This is a genomic window from Glaesserella sp. (assembly GCF_041814905.1).
GTDB lineage: Bacteria > Pseudomonadota > Gammaproteobacteria > Enterobacterales > Pasteurellaceae > Glaesserella.
The window spans coordinates 1-21,325 of record NZ_JBGXYA010000060.1 but is presented as its reverse complement, the minus strand read 5'-3'; the positions used below and the strand labels follow the sequence as shown (position 1 = coordinate 21,325).

The window sequence follows — 21,325 nt, the reverse complement described above, 5'->3', positions numbered from 1 at the left end:
TTGGCTAATGAGCTTCGCCACCGCTTTCGCCATATTCATTGTTTGATCTTCCAATGATTCACGCACCCCAAGACGGCGACCATCAATGGTTGGGCGGATACCAATTTTTACTGGAGTTGATTTGAGTTGAGTCATAAAAATTCCCCTTCTGTGAAATTTGCATTAAATTGAACGTAGAACATTGTGCGACGAATTGGCAGGATAAAAAGGAAATTTACCGAAATGATCGCTTTTTTGTGAATGTGTTCACAAAAAACGGTAACAAGCGGTCATTTTTGGCGATTTTTTTGCAAATGTTACGCCCGTTTTTACCGTTTAAGGTAAAAATCGGGCGTAGTGAATCCCCTTAAATGGTGACGATAATATTATTTTCTTGGCAATATTGTTTTATTTCAGCAGTGGGAGGTTGATCGGTAAAAAGAATATCAATATCGGAAAAATCACACAGTTTGATCAAGTCTTTTCGCCCGAATTTACTATGATCGGCAAATAAAAAGATCTGTTTACTTGCCGCAAGCATTTTACGCTTAATAACCGCGTTCATTTCATTGGATTCCCACACAACGCCATCGGAAATGCCAGTACAGGAAAATATCGCAATGTCAATATTCAACCGCGACAGAATATGCCCGGAAAGGGAACCGTAAAAGGCATCGTATTTAGAAGAGTAAACGCCGCCGGTTGCAATAATTTCGATACAAGATTTATTGGCTAGCGCTCGGATATTATGCATTGAACTGGTCACAACCGTACAAGGGACATCCGGCATTTGTTGAGCAAAGTTCCAGCTGCTGGAGCTGGCATCCAAACCGATTACTGCGCCTTCAAAAAAATGTTTCATGGCGTTTTCAGCAATGGTTTTTTTGGCATCGCTGTTGATCCTTTGACGAACTTGAAATGAACGCCCGATATCTCGATTCTTATTACTGACTGCACCGCCGTGAGTGCGGTGCAATAAATTATTACGCGCCATTTGGTTTAAATCGCGGCGGATGGTTTCTACAGATACACTAAAGTGCGATGCCAATTCCTGTACACCGGCTTCTTCATATTTTTCGAGGTATTTTAAAATTAAGCTGTGGCGCTCACGCATAATATTCCCTGTAACACATTGTTTGAGGGTGTTGATTCTAGGGTAAATTGTTAAAAATGGAATAGCTTTTACGTAGCTGCTGATTGATTTGTGAGGCGTCTCACAATTTAGCTAACATTCTGTAGAAGAGGCGGGATTGATTTGAACATAAAAGCAACAAGCGGTCAGTTTCGGCAAAAAATTTGCAATTTTCGTTGTAGAGGAGAGCGCCTTACTCTTACCGCTGAGGGTATTTGATTACCCTCAGCGTTAAAGATATTGAACGGTTTAGATTTTATCGTCATATTGGAGGTAAACCACGTGAGTTTGGAGGTATTCTTCTAAACCGTGTTTACCGTCTGCACCGCCGATACCTGATTTACGCCAGCCTGCGTGGAAGCCTTGCATGGCTTCAAAGTTTTCACGGTTGACATAGGTTTCACCGAATTTTAAGCGTGAAACGATTTTCATCGCTTTGTTGATGTTTTGGGTATAGACCGATGACGTTAAGCCGTATTCGCAGTCGTTGGCTAACGCAATGACTTCATCTGTGGTGTCAAAGGTTGCCACCGGAATCACCGGACCAAAGATTTCAGAACGGAGAATATCCATACTGTTATCCACATTATCAATAACCGTTGGCTCAAAGTAGTAACCTTTTCCTTCCACCGCTTTACCGCCGATTAAGACACGTCCGCCGGCTTTCACTGCCGCATCGACCATCGCTTGAGCATGATCGACCCCTTGTTTGTTAACCATTGGACCCATATCCAAGGTTTCATCTTCTAATGGATTGCCTGAACGGACTTTTTGCATACGTTCAATCAATTTTGCGATAAATTGCTCTTTTACTTCACGTTGAACGTAAACACGTTCTGCACAGTTACAGACTTGTCCTGAGTTAATCACACGAGAAGCAACAATAGCATTTGCCGCTAAATCTAAATCCGCATCTGCAAAGACGATAGCAGGGGCTTTACCGCCTAATTCAAGGTTCACTTTAGTGATATTTTGGCTCGCTGCTTCCATCACTTTACGACCTGCTGGCTCACTACCCGTTAATGAAATTAAGCCCACTTTTGGATTCGCTGCCAATTCATTACCCACGTCAGAACCTGAACCGTGAACTACGTTGAATACACCTTTTGGTAAGCCAACACTGTGTACCACTTCAGAGAAAAGTACTGCATTGATTGGCGAGTCCACACTTGGTTTTAACACAATGGTGTTACCTGTTACCAATGCTGGCGCCATTTTGCGAGCAATTAGGAAGAATGGGAAGTTCCAAGGTAAGATCCCTGTCGTCACACCGATGGGTTTTTTATAAAGGAAGATATGCTCATTTGGACGATCGCTTTGGATAATTTCGCCTTCATAACGACGAGCCCATTCAGACATATAGTCCATATAATCTGCCGTGAAATTCACTTCTACACGGGCAAGCGGTAATACTTTACCCATTTCAGATGAGATGGCCTTGGCAATTTCTTCTGAACGTGCGCGGATACCATCAGCAATTTTACGTAAATAGCCAGCACGTTGAATGGCAGGTAACGCTGCCCAAGCATCTTGTGCTGCCTCTGCCGCATCAATCGCTGTTCGTGCATCTTCAACAGTCCCTTTGGTGATCACCGCAATTACTTCTTCTGTCGCCGGATTTAAAACGTCAAACGTGTTGCCGCTGTTTGAAATCACAAATTCACCGTTGATGTACATTGGTAATGTTTTCATTTTTGACCTCGCTATGTGTTATATGGACAAGTTTCTGTTCTATTTTTCATCAAAAACGGCTTATTTTGGTAGCAATTTTACAAATTTGTTAAATATTTGTGAATTCGATCACAATTCTGCATCTATTTGGGCTTCTCCTTATCTCAATTTATGCCCGATTATGAATAGAATAGTAAATAGCGGGCATAAAGCGCTTGTGGAATAACAAAATGATCTAAACCATGGATATTCGCAGTGCTATAATTGCTCCTGTTTTATCACTCTCAACTAAGGATGTTTTATGAAACTTTATTATTTACCCGGAGCTTGTTCTTTTGTACCGCATACCGCATTGGAATGGATCGGCGAACCTTATGAAGCGGAAGGTGTAAATCACGCTAAAATTAAATCGCCGGAATATTTGGCATTAAATCCGCAGGGTGCGGTGCCGTTATTGGTAGACGGAGATTTTGTGTTAAGCCAAAACATTGCAATTTTGTCATATCTTGATGATATCTATCCGGAAGCAGAATTATTCGGCAGTAAAACCGCTCAAGATAAAGCCAAAGCAATGCGTTGGTTGAGCTTCTTTAATTCGGATATTCACCCGACCTTTAAACCGCTATTTCGTGTTCCGGAATACGCTAAAGGCAACGACGAATTAACTGCCGCAGTGAAGCAAGCAGCAGCGAACCGTATTTTGGAATTACTTGAAGTTGCGCATACTCACTTACAAAAGCATATTTTCTTCGGTGAAAAAATTTCGGTAGCGGATATTTATTTGTATGTGATGCTTGGTTGGTGCCAAGGTTTAGGTTTAGATTTCAGTCACTTACCGCAATTAAAAGCCTTTATCGAACGAGTTGAAGCGGATAAAGCTGTTGACTCCGTACGTATTCAAGAGGGATTGAAAGGTTAATTTACAAGCGGTCTTTTTTAGCTGAAATTTTGCAAAAAACAGGCTAAAACAGACCGCTTGTAGGTGCATTATCAGATATACTTTTCTTAAAGAGAATAAAGCCACTTTTCATAAAAATTTTTTTGTTCGTTATTTGATGATGTTAAATCTTGATCTTCAAAATCAAATATTCCAACTAAATCTTCACGAGTTGCCTGCTTGCCTAATGTCATTTCATATGCTTTTAAACCTTTCCCCATCTGCCTAGTCATTCTTGATGGGTAAACATTTCTTTTATAGCCTTTACAATAGAGTATAATATCAGGATGTTTTTCTTTTAATTGACAAAGACAATCAAAAAAATCATTGCCACTAGTTAAAACAAATTCATTTGAAAAATTTATTTCTAAATAACATATTCCATCATATTTTTCTTCTAATATGGCTAGTGCATTATATAAATAACTTCCTTTAGATAATTGTAAATTTATCTCTTCCTTAAATAAACTTTCCATATTGTTATCTTCTATTTAAATTTAAAATACTATAATTAGCTGTTGTGCCATCGCTATATGCTGGTATTGCGCCAAGTATGTCTTTAGGACTAATTTTCCCTTGGCGCTGCAATTTCCATTTCATGAGGATATGGTTTTTTTGGACCTAATGTTGCATTCACATCAATACCACCAGGCTTAACTGCGTAAACGAATCCATTTCTACATCTATACTCTGTCGAAATATCGGTTGTTATATCAGCTTTGGCTTTCAGCCAGCCCATATCATCGTATTTGTAAGTGGTGTTGCAATAAAATTATTTATAAACTCGTCAAAAGAATCCCATTCGCCATGTATTTCAGCTCTTTCCTCTAATACATAAAAATATATTTTCCCAAAGTCAGAATCTCTTAATGACATTGCGTAATTACCTGAACCTGGGTCATAAGCAAAATGCAATAAATTCTCGACTTTAAATCCTGAAGGTAGCGCATCTTCGTCAAACCATTTCAATGAATTAATAATTTCTGTCAATGAATAGAAAGCATTAAAAGGGAAAACATGTTTTTTATCATGTACATAAAGTAAATTAGGCTGTCCTCCATTATATTTTAGATAAAAGTTCATCATTGAAATAGGCAACTTTTTTTTGATTTTAGTTTCAAATTCAAGAAAATCTTCCTGAGAAATTTTTTCGTCTGTATTTTGTAATAATAAGGTCATTAGTTTCTCCCCCTTGTTTGAAAAATATAAGATTTTATATCTGGATGCGCAGCCTTATAATTTTCCATCCGGCATTCTTACAACATCTATTGGGTCATCTTTCCATCCATCTCTTCCCATGCTTACAAATACACCTTTATCATCATTTACCGAACTTTGGCTGAATCTTATTTCATCCGGATTTATAGTTGAGGATTTGAATACTGTTGATTTTTTGCAACTGGGTTATCAGATGAATAGCTCGCCAACCCCAACGGATCCACAAATGCTGTCGGTATGCCCACATACCCATACGGATTAAACCCACCCAACAACCCTATCGGGTCGCTGGAGACATACTGCCCTGTTTCGGGCGAATAATAACGGAAGCGGTTATAATGCAAGCCGCTTTCGTCGTCGTAATACTGTCCGACAAAACGGTGATTACATTTCAGTGGCGTGCTGTCGTTGGCGGCATGGTAGCGATAGCCGTCAATCTCCGCTTCGCCCCATAAGTCAAGTTTTTGACGGTAGTCGATGTAGCCCTCTTCGGTCATCAGCTCGGTGATGGTACCGATTTGGTCGGTCACCGTATAGTGCAATTGCCCTTTTTCGTAGCGTGCCGTCGGGCTGAAATCGTCGTCTTGGTAGAGCCAGTAAACCGCTTCGTCCCAGTGGGCTTGTGGTTCTAACGCCGAACTGCCATCCGTATGGTAGGTAAGCGGCACTTCCGCCACTAATTGATTATGGTGATAAATAAATTGCGTGACTTTGCAAGCGGTTGGTTTCAGTTAGAAATTTGCAAATTTTAGGCTAAAACAGACCGCTTGCTACATAAATTATGTGAAGAGTTGTTTGGACAATCAATCATCGAAGATTATTTTAATTCTTGCTCTACCAAAATCATCTATATAATTCTCGATTAATTTAACAGCATCTTCAGAATCCATTAGCTGTCGGCATAAATCACCATTAATGGTCATCACATCAAGCGTGGACATTTTTATTAAGTTATCTACTGACGGTTCATTTAGTAAAAATAAAGATGGCGAATATATTAAACTTGTATTTATATCTAAGTCACCAAATTTTTCTCTTGCTGATACTAATATAGGCTCAATAATTCCATTATATCTATTTACAAATTCATTTTTAAAAAAATCTTCAAAGCTATCATAGACATCAATGATATCCATAGTTACACCATCTAAATAATAAATCTCGTTGGTAGATACAATGTCGCCATCTAATTTATATGCGAATAAATCACCAATGGCAGACATACCGAAAAAATAATATCCAGAAGTATATTCTCCCCATATATCTTTCCATAAAGAATCAGAATTCCAAGAAAACAAATTAATTTTTTCATCTTCATTTACGCCAAATAGTCGATAATAGCCTCCATAAAATTCCAACCCATTGGATAATGATAGTAAGTCGATATGAATTGCAGGAAAATTTAATTTTTTTAGTTTTTCTAATTGAGTTAAAGATGTGTTTTGATGTAATGTGATATCATCACATGTTTCTATAAATTTTTTAAATTCCATTATGGTTTTACCCCATCTATAGTATAAAAATCAATACGTTGACCCACTCGTGAACCTAGTAGTCCTCCAGCAGCATTATTTGATACACCAGCCATATCTAGCCAGCCTCCAGGCGGGTTAGCCATGCCAGTTACTGCCGTATCAGGTACATGGCCAGCCTGCCCTTGGTATGGCATACCGGCTCTTTCCGCCCTCCGCCGCTCTGTTCTTGCAGCTCTGCTAGCTTGATTACGCAAACCACCTTTAGTTGACTGTATTGTTTGTGGACCACTCTGAGCTAACCACTCATTAGATCTGGTAGCATACTCTCTTAAAGAAGCAATTTCTTCAGGAGTTCGCCCTCCAGTAGAAATATCGACAGTTCGGCCTTTTGCAACAGCATAAGCATCAGAGGCAGTCATTCCTCTAGCTCTAGCCTCATTATATTTATCTTTTAATACTGGACAAACTGCCAATCCCAACGGATCAATCCATCCAGTAGGATCAAACACATACCCATACGGATTAAACCCGCCAAGCAAGCCTATCGGGTCGTGGCTGACATACTGCCCCGTTTCAGGGCTGTAGTAACGGAAGCGATTATAATGCAAGCCACTTTCGTCGTCGTAATACTGTCCGGCAAAGCGGTGATTGCATTTTAGTGGCGTGCTGTCGTTGGCGGCATGGTGGCGATAACCGTCAATCTCCGCTTCGCCCCATAAATCGAGTTTTTGGCGGTAATCGATGTAACCGTCTTCGGTCATCAGCTCGGTGATGGTGCCGATTTGATCAGTCACCGTATAGTGCAACTGCCCTTTTTCATAGCGAGCGGTCGGGCTGAAGTCGTCGTCTTGGTAGAGCCAGTAAATCGCTTCATCCCAATTGGCTTGTGGTTCTAACGCCGAACTGCCATCGGTTTGGTAGGTAAGCGGTACTTCCGCCACCAGTTGGTTGTGATGATACACAAACTGCGTCCCCTTGCAAGCGGTCGGTTTAGGCGGATGTTTTGCAAAATTTTCTTCATTTTCGACCGCTTGTGGGTCGACGTTTTGCAGGTAATTACGCCAGTAACGTTGCGTCAATTTTACCGGAATATCCGTCGCCGTCGGTTGATTTTCCGTTGGCACTTGGTATTTGCTGATGCGTCGCCCGAAGCTGTCGTATTCGTAACGCCACGTGCCGTTGTGCGGGCTGATAAGTTCGACTAACTGACTTTGGCTGTTCCATTTGTAATAGGTGCTGACAGGGCGGAAGCCCGGTTTGGTTTCCGTCTTGGTTTTCAGTCTGCCTAGTTCGTCGTATTTGTAAGTGGTGTTGCCGAACCGCACCGTTCTGCCGTGATGCTGTTTGATACGATAACGGCTGTCATTTGCTGCTTGAGGCGAATATTGTCCGAAGCGGTCGGATGGGGTCACGGCTTTTTGCGTCAGGTTAAGCTGCGCGTCGTAATGATATTCTTCGCGACTTCGAATGTCGTTGATTACCGACGTAATCTGCCCGTTTTTGTTATGCCGGTATTCGGTTTTACCCCATTTGTTGTCTTGCGTTTGTGTCAGGTTAAACGCGTTGTCGTATTCCCACTTGCGGCTGATTTGCGTACCGGCTATCGGGTAGGTGTGGTGCGGTTGATAGTTGGCAAGCTGCTCTTGGGTCAGCGCGTTGTCCCAACCGCCACCCTGCGCCTGCAACAAACCCGATGGCGTAAACCGTTCGGCGAGGTAAAAGCCCGCTTGACTGCGTTTCTCGGTCTGTCTGCCCAGTTTGTCGTATTGGAATGTAAGTGGGTTGTGGTCATTGACTTGGAATTGCGTCAGTTCGCCGTATTGGTTAAACCCTTGGGCGATTCTGATTGTCTCCTCTGCCCCTTGCGGCAACGTCAGCCCCGTCTGTCTGCCAAATTTGTCCAATTCGATTTCAACCCGCTTACCGTCTTGAATTTCCGCAATTAAACGGTGTCGGTCGTCGTATTCAAATTCGGTCGTATGCACGGCTTCAAACGGTGCGTATTGACGGTTTTCCGTTTTAACCAGTTGTCCGCGTTTATTATATTCGTAGCGGACTTCGTGAACGAGAACGCTGCAAGCAGTCTGATTTTCCTGATTTTTTGCAAATTTTTGGCTACATTCGACCGCTTGTAAATCGGCTTTTTGCCAACTTTGCCGTTTCAGCAATTTGTCTTCCCAATCGTATTGGAAGGTCTCGATAGTATCGGCTTCGTGACGTTGAATCAATCTGCCCGCTTGGTCGTAAGCGTAAGTCTTGCGGTTGCCCGCAAAATCCGTCTCGGCGATAAGTTGCCCCGCTTGGTCGTATTCATAAGTGTAGCGGTCGCCTTGGGCGTTTTTGACCTCCGTCAAGCGCGTCAGCTTGTCGTAACTGAAGTGTAGGCGCTCGCCGTTCGGGCTCGTTCGGCTTTCCAACAAGTCAAACGCGCCGTAGCTGTAACGGGTCGTGTTGCCGTTGCCGTCGATTGCCTCGGTCAATAACCGTTCGCTGTTGTAGCTGAACGTTTGTATGGAACCCTCGGGTGTCTCAATCTTGGTCAAACTGCCATTCGGATTCGCGTGCGCTTGGCTATATTCGTAACGGTATTGACTGCCGTCCGGCTGTGTTACGCTAAGAAGGCGACCGAAAATGTCTGCATCAAAAGTCGTTTTATCTCCACGGGTATCACAATAGCTTTTTACTTGTCGTCTCTCTTCATCGTAGCCGTATATAGTGTAATTGCCATCAGGATAAGTAATTCGAATCAAACGCCCTTTCTTATCGTAGTGATACTGCCACTCCAGACCATGTGGCGATATTGAGGAAAGTAACGCCCCTTTATCACTATAAGCGTATTGCCATTTTTCACCTTGGGAGCTAACAGCTTCTACCAACAGCCCTAAACGGTTATACCGATATTGGAACCGTTTTCCCGTTGGCAAGCGAAGACTAATTAAATCCCCTCTTCGACTGTAGGTATAGCTTACTTGGCGACCTAAGGTATCGATTTCCGCAACCTTTTTACTGAAGTGCCACTTCGTTTCGCTCATACGACCCAGTGCATCTTCCACTTTAATAATAAGATTATCCTTATTATACCAATAACGGCTCACTCCACCTTCCGCATCCGTATAGGTCGTGCAACGGTTTTCTTCATCGTATTCAAAACGGTCCTCATAGTGACCTGAGGCAGTTTGGGTGGATGAAACTCTGCCTTTTTCATCATAACGCACGCTCGTATGCGTTTTTTGCGTATCTTTCCAACAGGTCATTAAACCGTTTTTGTCATACTCGTGATAAATATCGCCGAACTGATGGCTGTGGCAGTGCACAAGTTGCCGTTTATCGTTATATTCACAAGTGAGTAAACACTGTTGAATATCTTTCGTCACATAATCAATCCGCTTAATTAGCCCGTTGTGACTTGCTATTTTTAATTTATAACCGGCACTATGTGTTACCGTTTGTAATTCCTCTTCTTTATACTCAAGATGGATAAAATTACCGAAGTAATCCATTATCCATGTAAGGTAACGACGATTTAACGGCGCATTTTTTATATGTTCGAAAAGATAAACCCGTTGCTCTTTACGATTGAACAAATAAAGGTAATGTGTCTGTTTACCGTAGAGTAAATTTTGGGGAGTGTGCAAGTTGAAGGCATAAACATCATTTGTCGGAGTATGATAGGTATAGGCTACGCCTTCACCATTGTAATATACGACTTCTTTTTTCTCTTGATTAATTTCAATATATTGTGACCAATCATCCGCCCATTTATCACCAAATAGACCTTTGCATTGCGCGGTGGAACGGTATAAACGGTTTAAATTAAGTGGCAGTACGTCTTGAGGAAGGGAAATAGCTTGCCAAAGTTGAATAAAATCACCTGTTGCCATATCGACCGGATCACCGTTAGCACAAGTATTTTGGGTTTCTGTGCCATTTTTGGTCGCTGATTCCGTTGCCGGTTTATCATTCTGCGTTGGCGCTACATTTGTACTTCCATCTGTATTTTTACCTGTGCTTGTGTCATTTGCTTTATTATCTTTATTTGCCGAAGAATCGTTATCTGGTTTATTATTTTTATTTGTTGAAGAGTCATCATCCGGTTTATTATTTTTATTTGTTGAAGAGTCATCATCCGGTTTATTATTTTTATTTGTTGAAGAATCGTCATCCGGTTTATTATTTTTATTTGTTGAAGAATCGTCATCCGGTTTATTATTTTTATTTGTTGAAGAGTCGTTATCCGGTTTATTATTTTTATTTGTTGGAGAATCGTGATCAGGGCCGGGTAAAAACTCTCCAATAAACGTATTAACCGTTAGCAAAACTAGGTTTGTGTTAGGGTGAACATCAAGCACAACTGAAGTATTATCTTGATCAATAGAAATAGTATCGCAACCGCCCTGAACATTACCATCACATTCGGTTCTATGCCCAATCCTTGCTACCAAATCACCACATGCAGATACCGTTGTAACCCCTTCCGCAACTCTTTGCGGACCTGAATGATCATCGCATCGAATTAAATCTTTAACTCTTGCAACAGGTTTTCCTTCAAAAGTAACAGTAGGTGCACCACTTAAAATTTGTCCTTTCTTTTCCCCATATTGGGATAAACTGGAAGCACAACTACCAATAAAACTTTGAACAAACATACCTACAAAAGCAGCACAAAACGCTGCTGCAACAACGCACCAACCGACAGGTCCTGTGAGGAGGGCAAACATACCAATAGCAGCCCCAGCGCCTACAATTGCACCAAGAACCCCTCCGATGTTTTCCCAATCGCTATTTTTATGAAATATAGGATCGTCTTTTCGAACGGGTTTATTACCATCTTGAACTTTAGTATATCCTAAAAATTCATCACCCAGCACACTATCCATAAGAGCTGAACCGGCCATCCCACCGGCCTGTCCGCCAAGCCAACCTCCGGCTGTCACTGCTAGGCCAACTCCGTTTCCACCTTTTGCGATGGTTACAATTCCTTTGAGAGCATCCTTTCCCGTATCAAAATTATCCTTTAGATCACTATTTAAAAAGTTCAATACTTCCCGATATGCAGTTTCACCAAAAAATGCACTATTAGATGCTGCACTATCCGAACCTTGAGAAACGGCTGGCGTATACATATCATCCATTCCCAGAGTATTGGTTACAGAATCTGCTGCATAATCCAATGCACCGGCAGCTCCGCTAACCACATTTCCCAATGTACTATTTATGCTATTTAAAATATTCATATTTCTCTTTTATATAATTATTTAATGTTTGGTTTAAATGTTTCTATAATAGAGTTAAATCTGTCTTTTTGACTATCTGTCATTTTTCCAACATTTGTACAAGTTAAAAATAGAGGAAAATTATCTTTTGTATCAATAATTGACAATAATTGATGAAATTTCCCTTTAGGAGATACCCAAAAGAACTCTGAAAGCTCAGCATTTAAACCTGATATTGTTTTTCTTTCTCTTTTAAATTCTTGATAACCCGTTAATTGCTGACTTAACTCTTCAAATTCCTTTGTACAAAAATCATCAAATGTCATTCCATAAGGAATGCGCTTATTATATGTAATAGTAATGCTTTGATTTTCAACCGTTAATAAAACCATTGTTCTATCTTGCCATTCACTGCCTATATCAAGGCTTCCTTTATTAAAGTAAAACATCTTTTTCCTCTTTTAACTGTTATTAATAAACGATACGTCAGAATAACTAATGTTAGTTATTTTAATGATGAAATAATTGTATTTGGTTGTTACTCTTCCTTCTCAAAGTGGGAGTTCTTAATTACATACATAAATAAGGGTAAATAGGAAAGAATTACTATGAAAATAACGGCTGATGAATTGATTCCAAATAGTTTGATGAAGACTATCAAAATAGGAAGCATAATAACTAACCATCCTATAAAACCTAATAATAATTTTTTTTCTTCAGGTTTTTTATATTTAATGGCTTTATTACAATTAGGGCAAAATTTAAGTTTTCCCAAACCTTTTAATAAACCTGTTTTTATGGGCTGGTTACAATGCGGGCAAGGTATTGAAAAATTCATAAATAACTCCTTATATAATTAAATATGCACTATAAATAATTTGCTGTTTATTCCCAAAAAAGATCTTTTTCAAAAATATCCGCAACATTAGGATGGCTTTGCTGAGTTTTTACTTCACCGTTTACCTTTAACTCATAGAAATTCCCCCCAACATTGGCATCATACTTTGCATGTTTCATTTTTTTTCCTGTCCTTCCAACTTTACGATATTGGACGGTAAAAACTGTTTTTTCTTCAATATCAAAACTACGAGAATTTTCTACTTCTTCCAGATTTGTGCTTTTTGCAACTTCAATTGCTCTTGCTTTATAAAATGGCCATAAGAGTGATTCTACCGTTCCGTATTTAAAAGAAAATTCAGTATTTAATAATGTTTTTTGTTCAATAGTAGGCGTACAAACACTACGTGGATCTATAAGGGCATTGATAAGCTCAGGAAGTTTACTTGCTTCTGGGAACTGACAAAATTCATTCGCTAGCTGTTTTAAACGATGTTCGTTATAGACCGGTGTCTGCGAACTTTTTTTCTCTTCATATTCTGTTTGAATCTGTTCAAAAACTTCAGGTTCAATAGAACTTGAAGCAATACGCTCTAATTGAATTAATTCATTTCCGAATCGACTACGCAGCTGCATAGTACCTTTACTATTACATGTAACACTGACTTTTATACTATGGCTTAACGTACTGTCTTGCCAGGTAATATCTTTCGTTTCTTGAACCCACAGAGGATTATCACAACGACCGCTTTGAGCAAACATTTGCTCATAAGTTTTATCTTTTCGACCTTTTACTTCTTGTTCTTTTACTGAAGATATTGGATCAAGTAAAGCTTTACCACATCCTGCAATAGAAAACATAACAAAAGCACCACTGAAAAGTATAAAAAATATTTTTTTCATAGATTTTCCTATTTAGCTAATCATTTAGGCTAATATGAGCCCCTTTTTGGGTGATTCCATCTGCGTTCAGCGTGATCGTTGAGCCAGCACAGCTTAAAGTGATCTGATCTGGCATTATAGTTATAGTGGAACCACCGACAGTAAGGCTGATTTCCGTCGTCCCAGTAAATGAGATTTTTTTAGCTTTTGAAGTGCGCTCTTCCGAAATAGTCTCATTTAAACTACCGGAATTTACCTTTTTAGTATCATTGCCAGAATTTACAGTAATGTTCCGATTTACTTCTACAGTTTCATTTAAACTACCAGATTGAATCGTTGTTGATTGATCACCGGACCGTACTGTTATAGTACGATTTTTTTCTACCGTTTCACTTAAATTACCAGCATCAATAGTCGTAGATTGATCACCCGACTGTACTGTTATGGTGCGATTACCTTTTACTGTTTCACTCAAATTACCCGACTGAACAGTCCGCGTTTCATCTCCACCAACTACCGTCACGCTACGGTTATTCATGATGGTCGCCGACTGGTCATTCAACACCTTGGTATTCATGTCCTTCTGCGCCTGAAAATCCAACCGCTGATTCCCTGTTGCATCTTCCATTATCATACCGTTATAACCGCCGTCCTTATACGTCTGCGACATCACGTGCATCTGTGTTTTGCCCGCTGGTAACTCCGCCGGTAGCGGCATGTTCGCATGATAAGTCCGCCCTGTGACTATCGGCTGATCCGGGTCGCCGTCTAAAAAATCCACCACGATTTCTTGTCCGACCCGCGGGATTGCCATCATCCCCCAGCCTTTTCCCGCCCACGGTTGGGTTACCCGTATCCAACACGAGCTGTGATCGTCAAATCTGCCTTCCCTGTCCCATAAAAACTGTAATCGTACTCGTCCGAAATTATCCGTATAAATCTCTTCTCCCTCTGGTCCGGTCACTATCGCAATCTGCGGACCGTCTACCCGCGGTTTGGTGCGTTGCAGCGGTCGCCATGTTTGGTCGCGAGGCATAAATTCAAAACGGTTGGTTAACGTGGTACCTTTATCCCCTGATTCCAATTCGCTTGATTGCGGTTGTTTTCCTTCATACATCACACTCACCACTTGCCAATCGGTATTTAAACCGTCATTCGGGTGATGTTGTAAGCGGAACAGTTTGCCGACCTGTAAATTCGGGCTGTTACTTTCCCCCCAGCCTAAATGAGCGTCTTGTCTGAGGCTGTCTAAGCGATAGCGGGTATACTGTTCTCCGCGTCCGTCTTTAAATCGTCCCGGATAATCATAATGTTCGTACATCGTCCGCTGATGTTGGGTATCTTCCGCCGGTTTATTGAACGTTGCCTGCCAGTTCGGTTTTTTAAACGTATAGTCTTTGAGGGTGACTTCCGACTGGCGTACCCGCTCGCTACGGTTAAAGGAAGTGATACTTTTCTCCTGTAGCTGTGCGCCGCGGTTGAGGTTGTACGGCAACACGGTTTCCCCACTTAAGGTGGTAGCGTCATCAGTCATAATTAAACGGTGTTGACCGTCTTGTTGTTCAAAATAGTAGAAAATCCCTTCTTCTGCAGTTAAACGTTGAAAAAAGGCAAAGTCCGATTCTTGATATTGCACACAGAATTCTCGTTCGGGATGCTCGTGACGTAGCACGAAGGCATAATCAGCCACTTTGTTTTCATCTAATAATGTCGACAGGATGGTCTGAATATTTTTTTGTTGGAAAATACGGGAGTTTTGTCGGAGGGTTGCCCGCCATAAATCCGGTCGAATACGCAGACGGTAGTGGGTTAAGCGGAAACCGCTGTCACCCTGTTCAAAATCAGTGACCATACCGGCAAAGGTTTGTAGCAACGTGCCGTCCTGCCATACGGATAACCGTGCATAATTATCGAGTACCGCGCCCGGTTCGATCGCCGGATTTGAGCTGCTGACCGAGATATCCAAGGTATATAACTCACTATAAGAGACGGCACAGGTGAATTCGATGACGGAAAAGGTGGTTGGTAGCAAGCCACCGGCTTCTAGGGTAAATTGTAAACCGCTCGGCGAACGCTTGAATAAGGCGGTTAGTAACTCGGTTGGGGAAAGTGAAGCGACCTGCGTGTTCTGCCCGACCATTGAAGGGGTTTTCAGCGTCGTCGCATAATCAGAAACTTGTTGAATGCGCTGAATCACCTCTTTACCGCCAGATAGGGCTTGAGAAACCTGCGACGCGGTTTTTTGCACTTTTGCCGCTTGTGAAACGAGTTTTTCATTTCCGCTGATATTGGCAATGCCTTCGGTTTGGGTTGCCATAGCAGAAATACTATTGAGGCTGTTTTCTATCAGATTACGTTTCGCCATAGTGAATGTCCTTTATTGCAATCTAAATCAAAAAATATCGGTTTATTTTAAGGAAATATATTTCATTTTATGTAAATGTTTTAATTGATTTGTGTTTTTAATGTAATAAATACATTTAATAAACGTGTCGAGGAATGTTTTTCTAATCTGAAATATTATTTATTTTTTATAGATAATAAATTTCAAATAAACAGCATGCCTTGGAGCTGCTTGGTAAGAAAGAGTTGTGACGCATATTGACATAAGTATGCGATATCGCGTCATTACCCTGCGATGAGTGCGAATATTCACTCAATCCCTCTTTTGCTAGCCGCCTTGCCGGTGCTTAAAACATGATGACAATAATATAAAAAAGCTGACTTTATTTTTCTGTAGGTTAATTTGCAGTATGGTAGCGAATAATATGGATTTATTTTGCAATACTCATACTTTCAGCCTTCTTGCTAACTCACCTTTTCATTGATATGCATTAATTGTTAAATCTATGAAAATATTTTCGTATCAATACAAAACCTCGGAAAACTTTAATTTTCGACTACTGTTTTATCTCAAAATTCCATTTTTTGTGACTGTTTGTACCACTTAAAGTTTTTTATCTTGGATAATTTTGCAAAAGATTTGCCGAATCTGACCGCTTGTTATCCGCCTTTGCTATTCATAATTAAATTGACGGCAAAAATGGCGTAAATGGTCAAATCTTGTATAATGCAATCGTTTTCATTGTACTTTTAAGATATAGAGGAAGAATTATGTTCAGGCCAAAAAATTTTGTAATGATTTCCCCTCATTTTCCGACCAATTTCGAAACATTTGCAGTGAGATTGCGTGAAAATGGCTTTAATACATTAGGCATTGCGGATGCACCTTACGAACAGTTAAGCGAGGGATTGCGTAATTCACTGACTGAATATTATCGTGTCGATAATATGGAAGACTATGAGCAGGTTTATCGTGCAGTGGCTTATTTTGCGCATAAATACGGCAGAATCGACCGTGTAGAATCACATAATGAATATTGGTTGGAACTTGATGCAAAATTGCGTACCGATTTCAATGTGTTCGGTTATAAAAACGACGATATGCTTGCTATCAAAACTAAAGCACAGATGAAAGAAGTGTTCCGCAATGCCGGTTTGAAAGTCGCGAAAGGACGCGTATTTAACGGTGATGACGATGCGCGCAAATTGGCGAAAGAGCTAAAATTGCCGGTGATTATCAAACCGAACTCCGGTGTCGGCGCAAGCGATACGTACAAGATCAGAACCGAACAGGATCTCGAACTGTTCTTCTCTGTTAAAAATCCACAGGTCGAATATATTATGGAAGAGTTTATCGACGGTGATATCATTACCTTTGACGGCTTAACCGATCATGACGGTAATATTGTGTTCTATGCCGGTTTGGAATATTCGGAAGCGGTGTTGGATACGGTAGAAAAAGACGGTGATATGTTCTACTACGTACCGCGCGAAATTTCGCAGGAATTGGTCGAACTCGGTAAAAAATGTGTCGATGCTTTCAATGTAAAAGAACGTTTTTTCCACTTTGAATTCTTCCGTGTTAAAGCCACCGGCGAATTGATGCCGCTTGAAATCAATGCGCGTCCGCCGGGTGGTTTAACTATCGATATGTGGAACTATGCCAACGATTTTGATGTGTTCCGCGAATATGCGAATATCGTCAAAGAGAACAAATTTTACTCCCATATCACGCATCCGTGGAATGTGGTCTATATCTCGCGTAAAGCCAACCAAAACTATGTCAATTCAATCGACGCAGTTTGCCAAAAATTTGCTGCGAATATTATCAGTGTTCAGAACGTACCGGGTATTTTCGCTAAAATTATGGGTGAACACGGTATTCTCGCACGTGCCGAAACGATGGAGCAAATGCGTGAAATTGTCCGATTTGCACAACAAAAACAGTAACAAGGAAATTATTAACAATGCATTTTGAAAGAAGAAGTCAATGGAGCGGTGAGTTAGGTCGCGAGATGTACTTTAATGTTTACGGACACGCAGGCAAACCGGTAATCGTTTTCCCTTCGTCGGGAGGTAATCAAAACGAATACGCAAATTTCGGTATGATTGATGCGTGCCGTTCGTTTATTGATCGCGGTTTAATTAAATTCTATACGCCGGATTCGTTCGATGCGGAATCTTGGCTTGCCAAACACAAATCAGGGCATGATATGGCATTGGCACACAACGCTTATGACCGTTATATCATTAATGAATTAGTGCCGTTAATCCGCCACGAATCCCATTGGGGCGGAGCAATGATCGCCACCGGCTGCAGTATGGGCGCATTTCACACCATCAACTTCGCACTACGCCATCCGGATCTGTTCGACACGGCAATCGCCCTAAGCGGTGTGTACGATGCACGTTTTTTCACGCATGAATTCTATGGTGATCAAGCGGTGTACTTCAATTCTCCGATCGATTATCTCTGGAACCAGCAGGACAGTTGGTTCCTTGATCGTTACCGCCAAAACCATTATATCGTGGCGGTCGGACAGGGCGCTTGGGAAGAGCAACACGTTGAAGATACCCGCCGTTTGCAAGAGGCGTTCCACGGAAAAAGTATTAACGGTTGGTTTGATTATTGGGGACACGATATGGCGCACGACTGGCCGCTTTGGCGCCAACAAATGCCGTATTTTCTCGGTAAATTGGAAGAACAAGGCATTATCTAATCTCACAAAGGCGCGTCGTTAAGGCACTCTTATTGATTACAAGCGGTCTGTTTCAGTGAAAAATTTGCAAATTTTTTCCTTAAACAGACCGCTTGTTTTATGTAGGGGGAGTAAAAAAGCCTTGAATCATTAATTGCTGGGGCATCTGAATTATACGTAAAACCCTTGTTGTATAATCGCTTCTTGTAATTCAAAGATTCAATTAGGGACCAAAAAAATTTACTGCCTTCGAATGTTGTTAAAGTTTTGGATACAACATTACAGATGTCTTTCAAGAATAATAGACGATTACATATGAATATATAAAATGCAGCTCGGGAGAATTTACCTTATTTGATTTTGAGCCTGGCAATAAGGGGAAATTAATGTTCATAGCCATTCAATTATACTATTAGATAAAAATGCAACATTTACAAGTGAAGGAAAAGATCTAAGATATAATACAAATGGTAAAATCAGATCTATTTTATCTGATATTAGATATACTGAAGAAAATGAAACAGCTTGAATAAAAATATATTATGATTTATTTAAAATAATTGCATATGTTACAAAACCAAGACCAGAAGGTTTTGATGAAAATATAGATGCGTTATCTTGGGGCATAGTAGACAAAATAGTTGCTGATTCGTCAAAAACTATGCCAAGTGGACAAAATTGTTGCTAATGTTTATTTTCTCTAAATATTAGCAACTCTTTTTATTTAAAAAATCCTATATAAACAACATCTTACGCCTTTTCGTTAATCCGTTATGATTATTTAATTTTCGTTTAAGTTCACTAAATAATCCCTCTAAACGATTTATTGCCGCATTGGCGGTTTGTGTGTTCGTGTGGGTTTGTGGGTTCTTATGGCTAGGGAATAAATAAACCTTACCGCCACTGAATTTCTTAATTTCTCGTAACAAGGCTAGAGCTTGCCGGGATAATGTGATTTTATGCTCTCGTCCTTTATCGTCTTGTTTAATCCCCTTATTGATATAAATCGTCCATATCTTTTCTCTTTCGTCTATGTCTTCATATTTTGCGGTAGCCGCTTCATTCGGGCGTGTCATCGTGAGCAACTGCCACAAAATCAAATAGCGTGTTTGTAGCTGAATTTGAGCCGTATTCAGCGTAAATAAAAACTCGCTCAAGTCTTCAGGTTTGATCGTCTTAAAATGTTCTACTGTTGGACTATCAAATTCTTTTGAAATATTGACTAAAGGATTGTGCGGAATAATTTCCCGGTGTAGTGCGAACGTCATTATTTCGTTCATCTTTTGAATAGCCCGTTTTAACGTTTCCAACGTGCCTTTTTCTTGCAACGGTTTGAAGGCTTTTAAAGCCATTGGAGCAGATATTTGCGTGATAGGATACTTGCCAAAAGCGGGCAATAGTACTCGCTCAATTAGGCTTTTCACATCTTTAGCGTAGCCCTGTGAGAAGTTAGCCCGTGTTTGCCGCCATTCGTACCACGCCCACGCCACATTCTCAAATGTATTATAGATTTCTTCCTGTTTAGCTTGTTCTATGGCTTGGCGGTGGATTTGTGGATCTATATTCTGAGCAAGCAAAACTCTATATTCTTCCCTAATTTCCCTTGCTCTTGCCAAACTCACATCAGGATAGCTCCCTAATCCGGTTTCGGTTCTGTTTTTTGTATATGGCTTATAGTAATTAAAACGCCATAATTTCGCCCCGTTTGGCTTTACAAGTAAAAACAAGCCCCCGCCATCCGTTAAAGGGTATTTTTTATCTTTGGGTTTGGCGTTTGCTATTTCTGTGTTTGTAAGTGGTTTTGTAGTTCTAGCCATAACTGCTACCTTAGTAGGACGGGTTTTGCTATGTGCGGGGGTGATCCTACTAAACGTCCTACTAAAAGTCTATTATTTCCGTTTACGCCGAGTTACATTGAGAGAAACAAAAAAGCCTTGAAAGGTTGATTTTCAAGGCTTCTTGTTACGTTCGTTTACGTTGGTTTATGTCGATTTGGTGGAGCTGGGGGGATTTGAACCCCCGTCCGAAATTCCTCTACCTTCAGTACTACACGTTTAGTCTCGTCTTTAATTTCGCTTACCCCCAGCGGACAGACACGCAAAGAATAAACTAGCTATATTCAATTTAACGTTTCGATCCTATAGCAGCGGCGTCCACGCGATCTCGTTTTGGATGACTTATCGGAACCCTCGTCTTACGAGCGGAAGCTGAGGCGATAAGGCTATGAGCAGGTTATTAAGCTGCTAAAGCGTATTGTTCGTCGTTTGCGACTATTTTTTGCGGTTTGTTTACGAGGCCTACCGCACCTCGACGTGCACCTTGGGCTTCGCTAATCCCGTCGAATCCAAAATCAGCCCCAAAAAGTTTGGCGATTTTAGCAGAAAGCGGTAAGATCTGTAAACTTTTTTGAAAGTGACGAGCCTAATCATTACTTTTAGACTATTTCCCTCCGCTTTTGCTAATAGAGATAACTAATGACAGATTACAACACCAGACCGTATAACGATGAAGAAATTGAAGATGCGGAGATTATTGAACCGGAAGAGATGGAGCTGATCGATGAGGAGGATGATAAGACTCCGAAGGCATTATCGAACAGTATGCTTGTGCCGCAAGGTAATTTGGATAGCTATATTCGTATGGCAAATCAATATCCGATGCTTACTGCTGATCAGGAAAAAGAGTTGGCTGAGCGTTTCTATTACGATGAAGATTTAGATGCGGCAAAGCAACTGATTATGTCTCATTTACGCTTTGTAGTGCATATTGCGCGCGGTTATATGGGCTATGGCTTGCCACTGGCGGATTTAATTCAAGAAGGTAATATCGGCTTAATGAAAGCGGTAAAACGCTTTAATCCGGAAGTCGGTGTGCGTTTGGTTTCGTTTGCGGTACATTGGGTAAAAGCGGAAATTCACGAATACGTGCTGAGAAATTGG

The 21,325-nt window shown here is 40.8% G+C and carries 18 protein-coding genes and 1 other RNA gene; 5 read left to right on the top strand and 14 right to left on the bottom strand.

Features of this window, described 5'->3' with window-relative positions; translation table 11 throughout:
• From ACEYJ7_RS08855 to aldA, 3 genes are all read right to left on the bottom strand, one after another.
• On the bottom strand, positions 1–135 hold a 135-nt coding region (locus tag ACEYJ7_RS08855; RefSeq protein ID WP_373778722.1), incomplete at its 3' end, for a hypothetical protein.
• A gap of 211 nt (positions 136–346) precedes the next feature.
• Positions 347–1,093 (bottom strand): DeoR/GlpR family DNA-binding transcription regulator, encoded by a 747-nt coding sequence (locus ACEYJ7_RS08850; RefSeq protein WP_373778721.1) that lies wholly within the window; start codon positions 1,091–1,093, stop codon positions 347–349.
• A 267-nt stretch (positions 1,094–1,360) separates the two neighbouring features.
• Positions 1,361–2,803 (bottom strand): aldehyde dehydrogenase, encoded by a 1,443-nt coding sequence (aldA, locus tag ACEYJ7_RS08845; protein ID WP_373778720.1) that lies wholly within the window; start codon positions 2,801–2,803, stop codon positions 1,361–1,363.
• A 280-nt stretch (positions 2,804–3,083) separates the two neighbouring features.
• Here aldA and ACEYJ7_RS08840 point away from each other — a divergent pair, with 280 nt between their 5' ends.
• Complete coding sequence (locus ACEYJ7_RS08840) at positions 3,084–3,701, top strand: glutathione S-transferase family protein (RefSeq protein ID WP_373778718.1); 618 nt, start codon at positions 3,084–3,086, stop codon at positions 3,699–3,701.
• An 86-nt stretch (positions 3,702–3,787) separates the two neighbouring features.
• Here ACEYJ7_RS08840 and ACEYJ7_RS08835 read toward each other — a convergent pair whose 3' ends face one another.
• The 7 genes from ACEYJ7_RS08835 to ACEYJ7_RS08805 all read right to left on the bottom strand — a co-directional run bounded on the left by ACEYJ7_RS08835 (position 3,788) and on the right by ACEYJ7_RS08805 (position 12,074).
• Positions 3,788–4,195 (bottom strand): hypothetical protein, encoded by a 408-nt coding sequence (locus ACEYJ7_RS08835; RefSeq protein WP_373778717.1) that lies wholly within the window; start codon positions 4,193–4,195, stop codon positions 3,788–3,790.
• Between the two features lie 89 nt (positions 4,196–4,284).
• Positions 4,285–4,458, bottom strand: a complete 174-nt coding sequence (locus tag ACEYJ7_RS08830; protein ID WP_373778716.1) for a hypothetical protein — start codon at positions 4,456–4,458, stop codon at positions 4,285–4,287.
• On the bottom strand, positions 4,446–4,898 hold the full coding sequence (locus tag ACEYJ7_RS08825; protein ID WP_373778714.1) for an SMI1/KNR4 family protein: 453 nt from the start codon (positions 4,896–4,898) through the stop codon (positions 4,446–4,448). The genes ACEYJ7_RS08830 and ACEYJ7_RS08825 overlap by 13 nt, the downstream gene beginning before the upstream one ends.
• Before the next feature lie 182 nt (positions 4,899–5,080).
• Positions 5,081–5,614, bottom strand: a complete 534-nt coding sequence (locus ACEYJ7_RS08820; RefSeq protein WP_373778712.1) for an RHS repeat-associated core domain-containing protein — start codon at positions 5,612–5,614, stop codon at positions 5,081–5,083.
• Positions 5,615–5,740: 126 nt separating this feature from the next.
• Positions 5,741–6,430: an SMI1/KNR4 family protein gene (locus ACEYJ7_RS08815; protein ID WP_373778711.1), complete on the bottom strand. Its 690-nt coding sequence runs from the start codon at positions 6,428–6,430 to the stop codon at positions 5,741–5,743.
• Positions 6,430–11,646, bottom strand: a complete 5,217-nt coding sequence (locus ACEYJ7_RS08810; protein WP_373778710.1) for an RHS repeat-associated core domain-containing protein — start codon at positions 11,644–11,646, stop codon at positions 6,430–6,432. Before ACEYJ7_RS08810 ends, ACEYJ7_RS08815 begins: the two co-directional genes overlap by 1 nt.
• A gap of 17 nt (positions 11,647–11,663) precedes the next feature.
• Positions 11,664–12,074: a DcrB-related protein gene (locus ACEYJ7_RS08805; protein ID WP_373778708.1), complete on the bottom strand. Its 411-nt coding sequence runs from the start codon at positions 12,072–12,074 to the stop codon at positions 11,664–11,666.
• A gap of 159 nt (positions 12,075–12,233) precedes the next feature.
• Here ACEYJ7_RS08805 and ACEYJ7_RS08800 point away from each other — a divergent pair, with 159 nt between their 5' ends.
• Positions 12,234–12,485, top strand: coding sequence for a hypothetical protein (locus ACEYJ7_RS08800; protein WP_373778707.1), 252 nt, complete (start codon positions 12,234–12,236; stop codon positions 12,483–12,485).
• A 25-nt stretch (positions 12,486–12,510) separates the two neighbouring features.
• Here ACEYJ7_RS08800 and ACEYJ7_RS08795 read toward each other — a convergent pair whose 3' ends face one another.
• Entirely contained in the window at positions 12,511–13,365 is an 855-nt protein-coding gene (locus ACEYJ7_RS08795; RefSeq protein WP_373778706.1) for a hypothetical protein, read from the bottom strand.
• A gap of 16 nt (positions 13,366–13,381) precedes the next feature.
• Positions 13,382–15,709 (bottom strand): type VI secretion system tip protein TssI/VgrG, encoded by a 2,328-nt coding sequence (tssI, locus tag ACEYJ7_RS08790; RefSeq protein ID WP_373778705.1) that lies wholly within the window; start codon positions 15,707–15,709, stop codon positions 13,382–13,384.
• Between the two features lie 749 nt (positions 15,710–16,458).
• On the opposite strand from tssI, the gene ACEYJ7_RS08785 reads away from it, so the two are divergent.
• Together ACEYJ7_RS08785 and ACEYJ7_RS08780 are read left to right on the top strand one after the other, a co-directional pair.
• Entirely contained in the window at positions 16,459–17,637 is a 1,179-nt protein-coding gene (locus ACEYJ7_RS08785) for an acetyl-CoA carboxylase biotin carboxylase subunit family protein (RefSeq protein ID WP_373778703.1), read from the top strand.
• 17 nt (positions 17,638–17,654) lie between these two features.
• The gene (locus ACEYJ7_RS08780) at positions 17,655–18,407 is read left to right on the top strand and encodes an esterase family protein (protein WP_373778702.1); all 753 of its coding nucleotides are present in this window, start codon (positions 17,655–17,657) and stop codon (positions 18,405–18,407) included.
• A 713-nt stretch (positions 18,408–19,120) separates the two neighbouring features.
• On the opposite strand, the gene ACEYJ7_RS08775 is transcribed toward ACEYJ7_RS08780, so the two are convergent.
• Positions 19,121–20,203, bottom strand: a complete 1,083-nt coding sequence (locus tag ACEYJ7_RS08775) for an integrase arm-type DNA-binding domain-containing protein (protein WP_373778701.1) — start codon at positions 20,201–20,203, stop codon at positions 19,121–19,123.
• 176 nt (positions 20,204–20,379) lie between these two features.
• Positions 20,380–20,744: a transfer-messenger RNA gene (gene ssrA, locus ACEYJ7_RS08770) on the bottom strand.
• A gap of 116 nt (positions 20,745–20,860) precedes the next feature.
• Between ssrA and ACEYJ7_RS08765 the strand changes: the two genes are divergently transcribed.
• Positions 20,861–21,325, top strand: a 465-nt coding sequence (locus tag ACEYJ7_RS08765) for a sigma-70 family RNA polymerase sigma factor (protein WP_373778700.1), incomplete at its 3' end; no start/stop codon positions are given.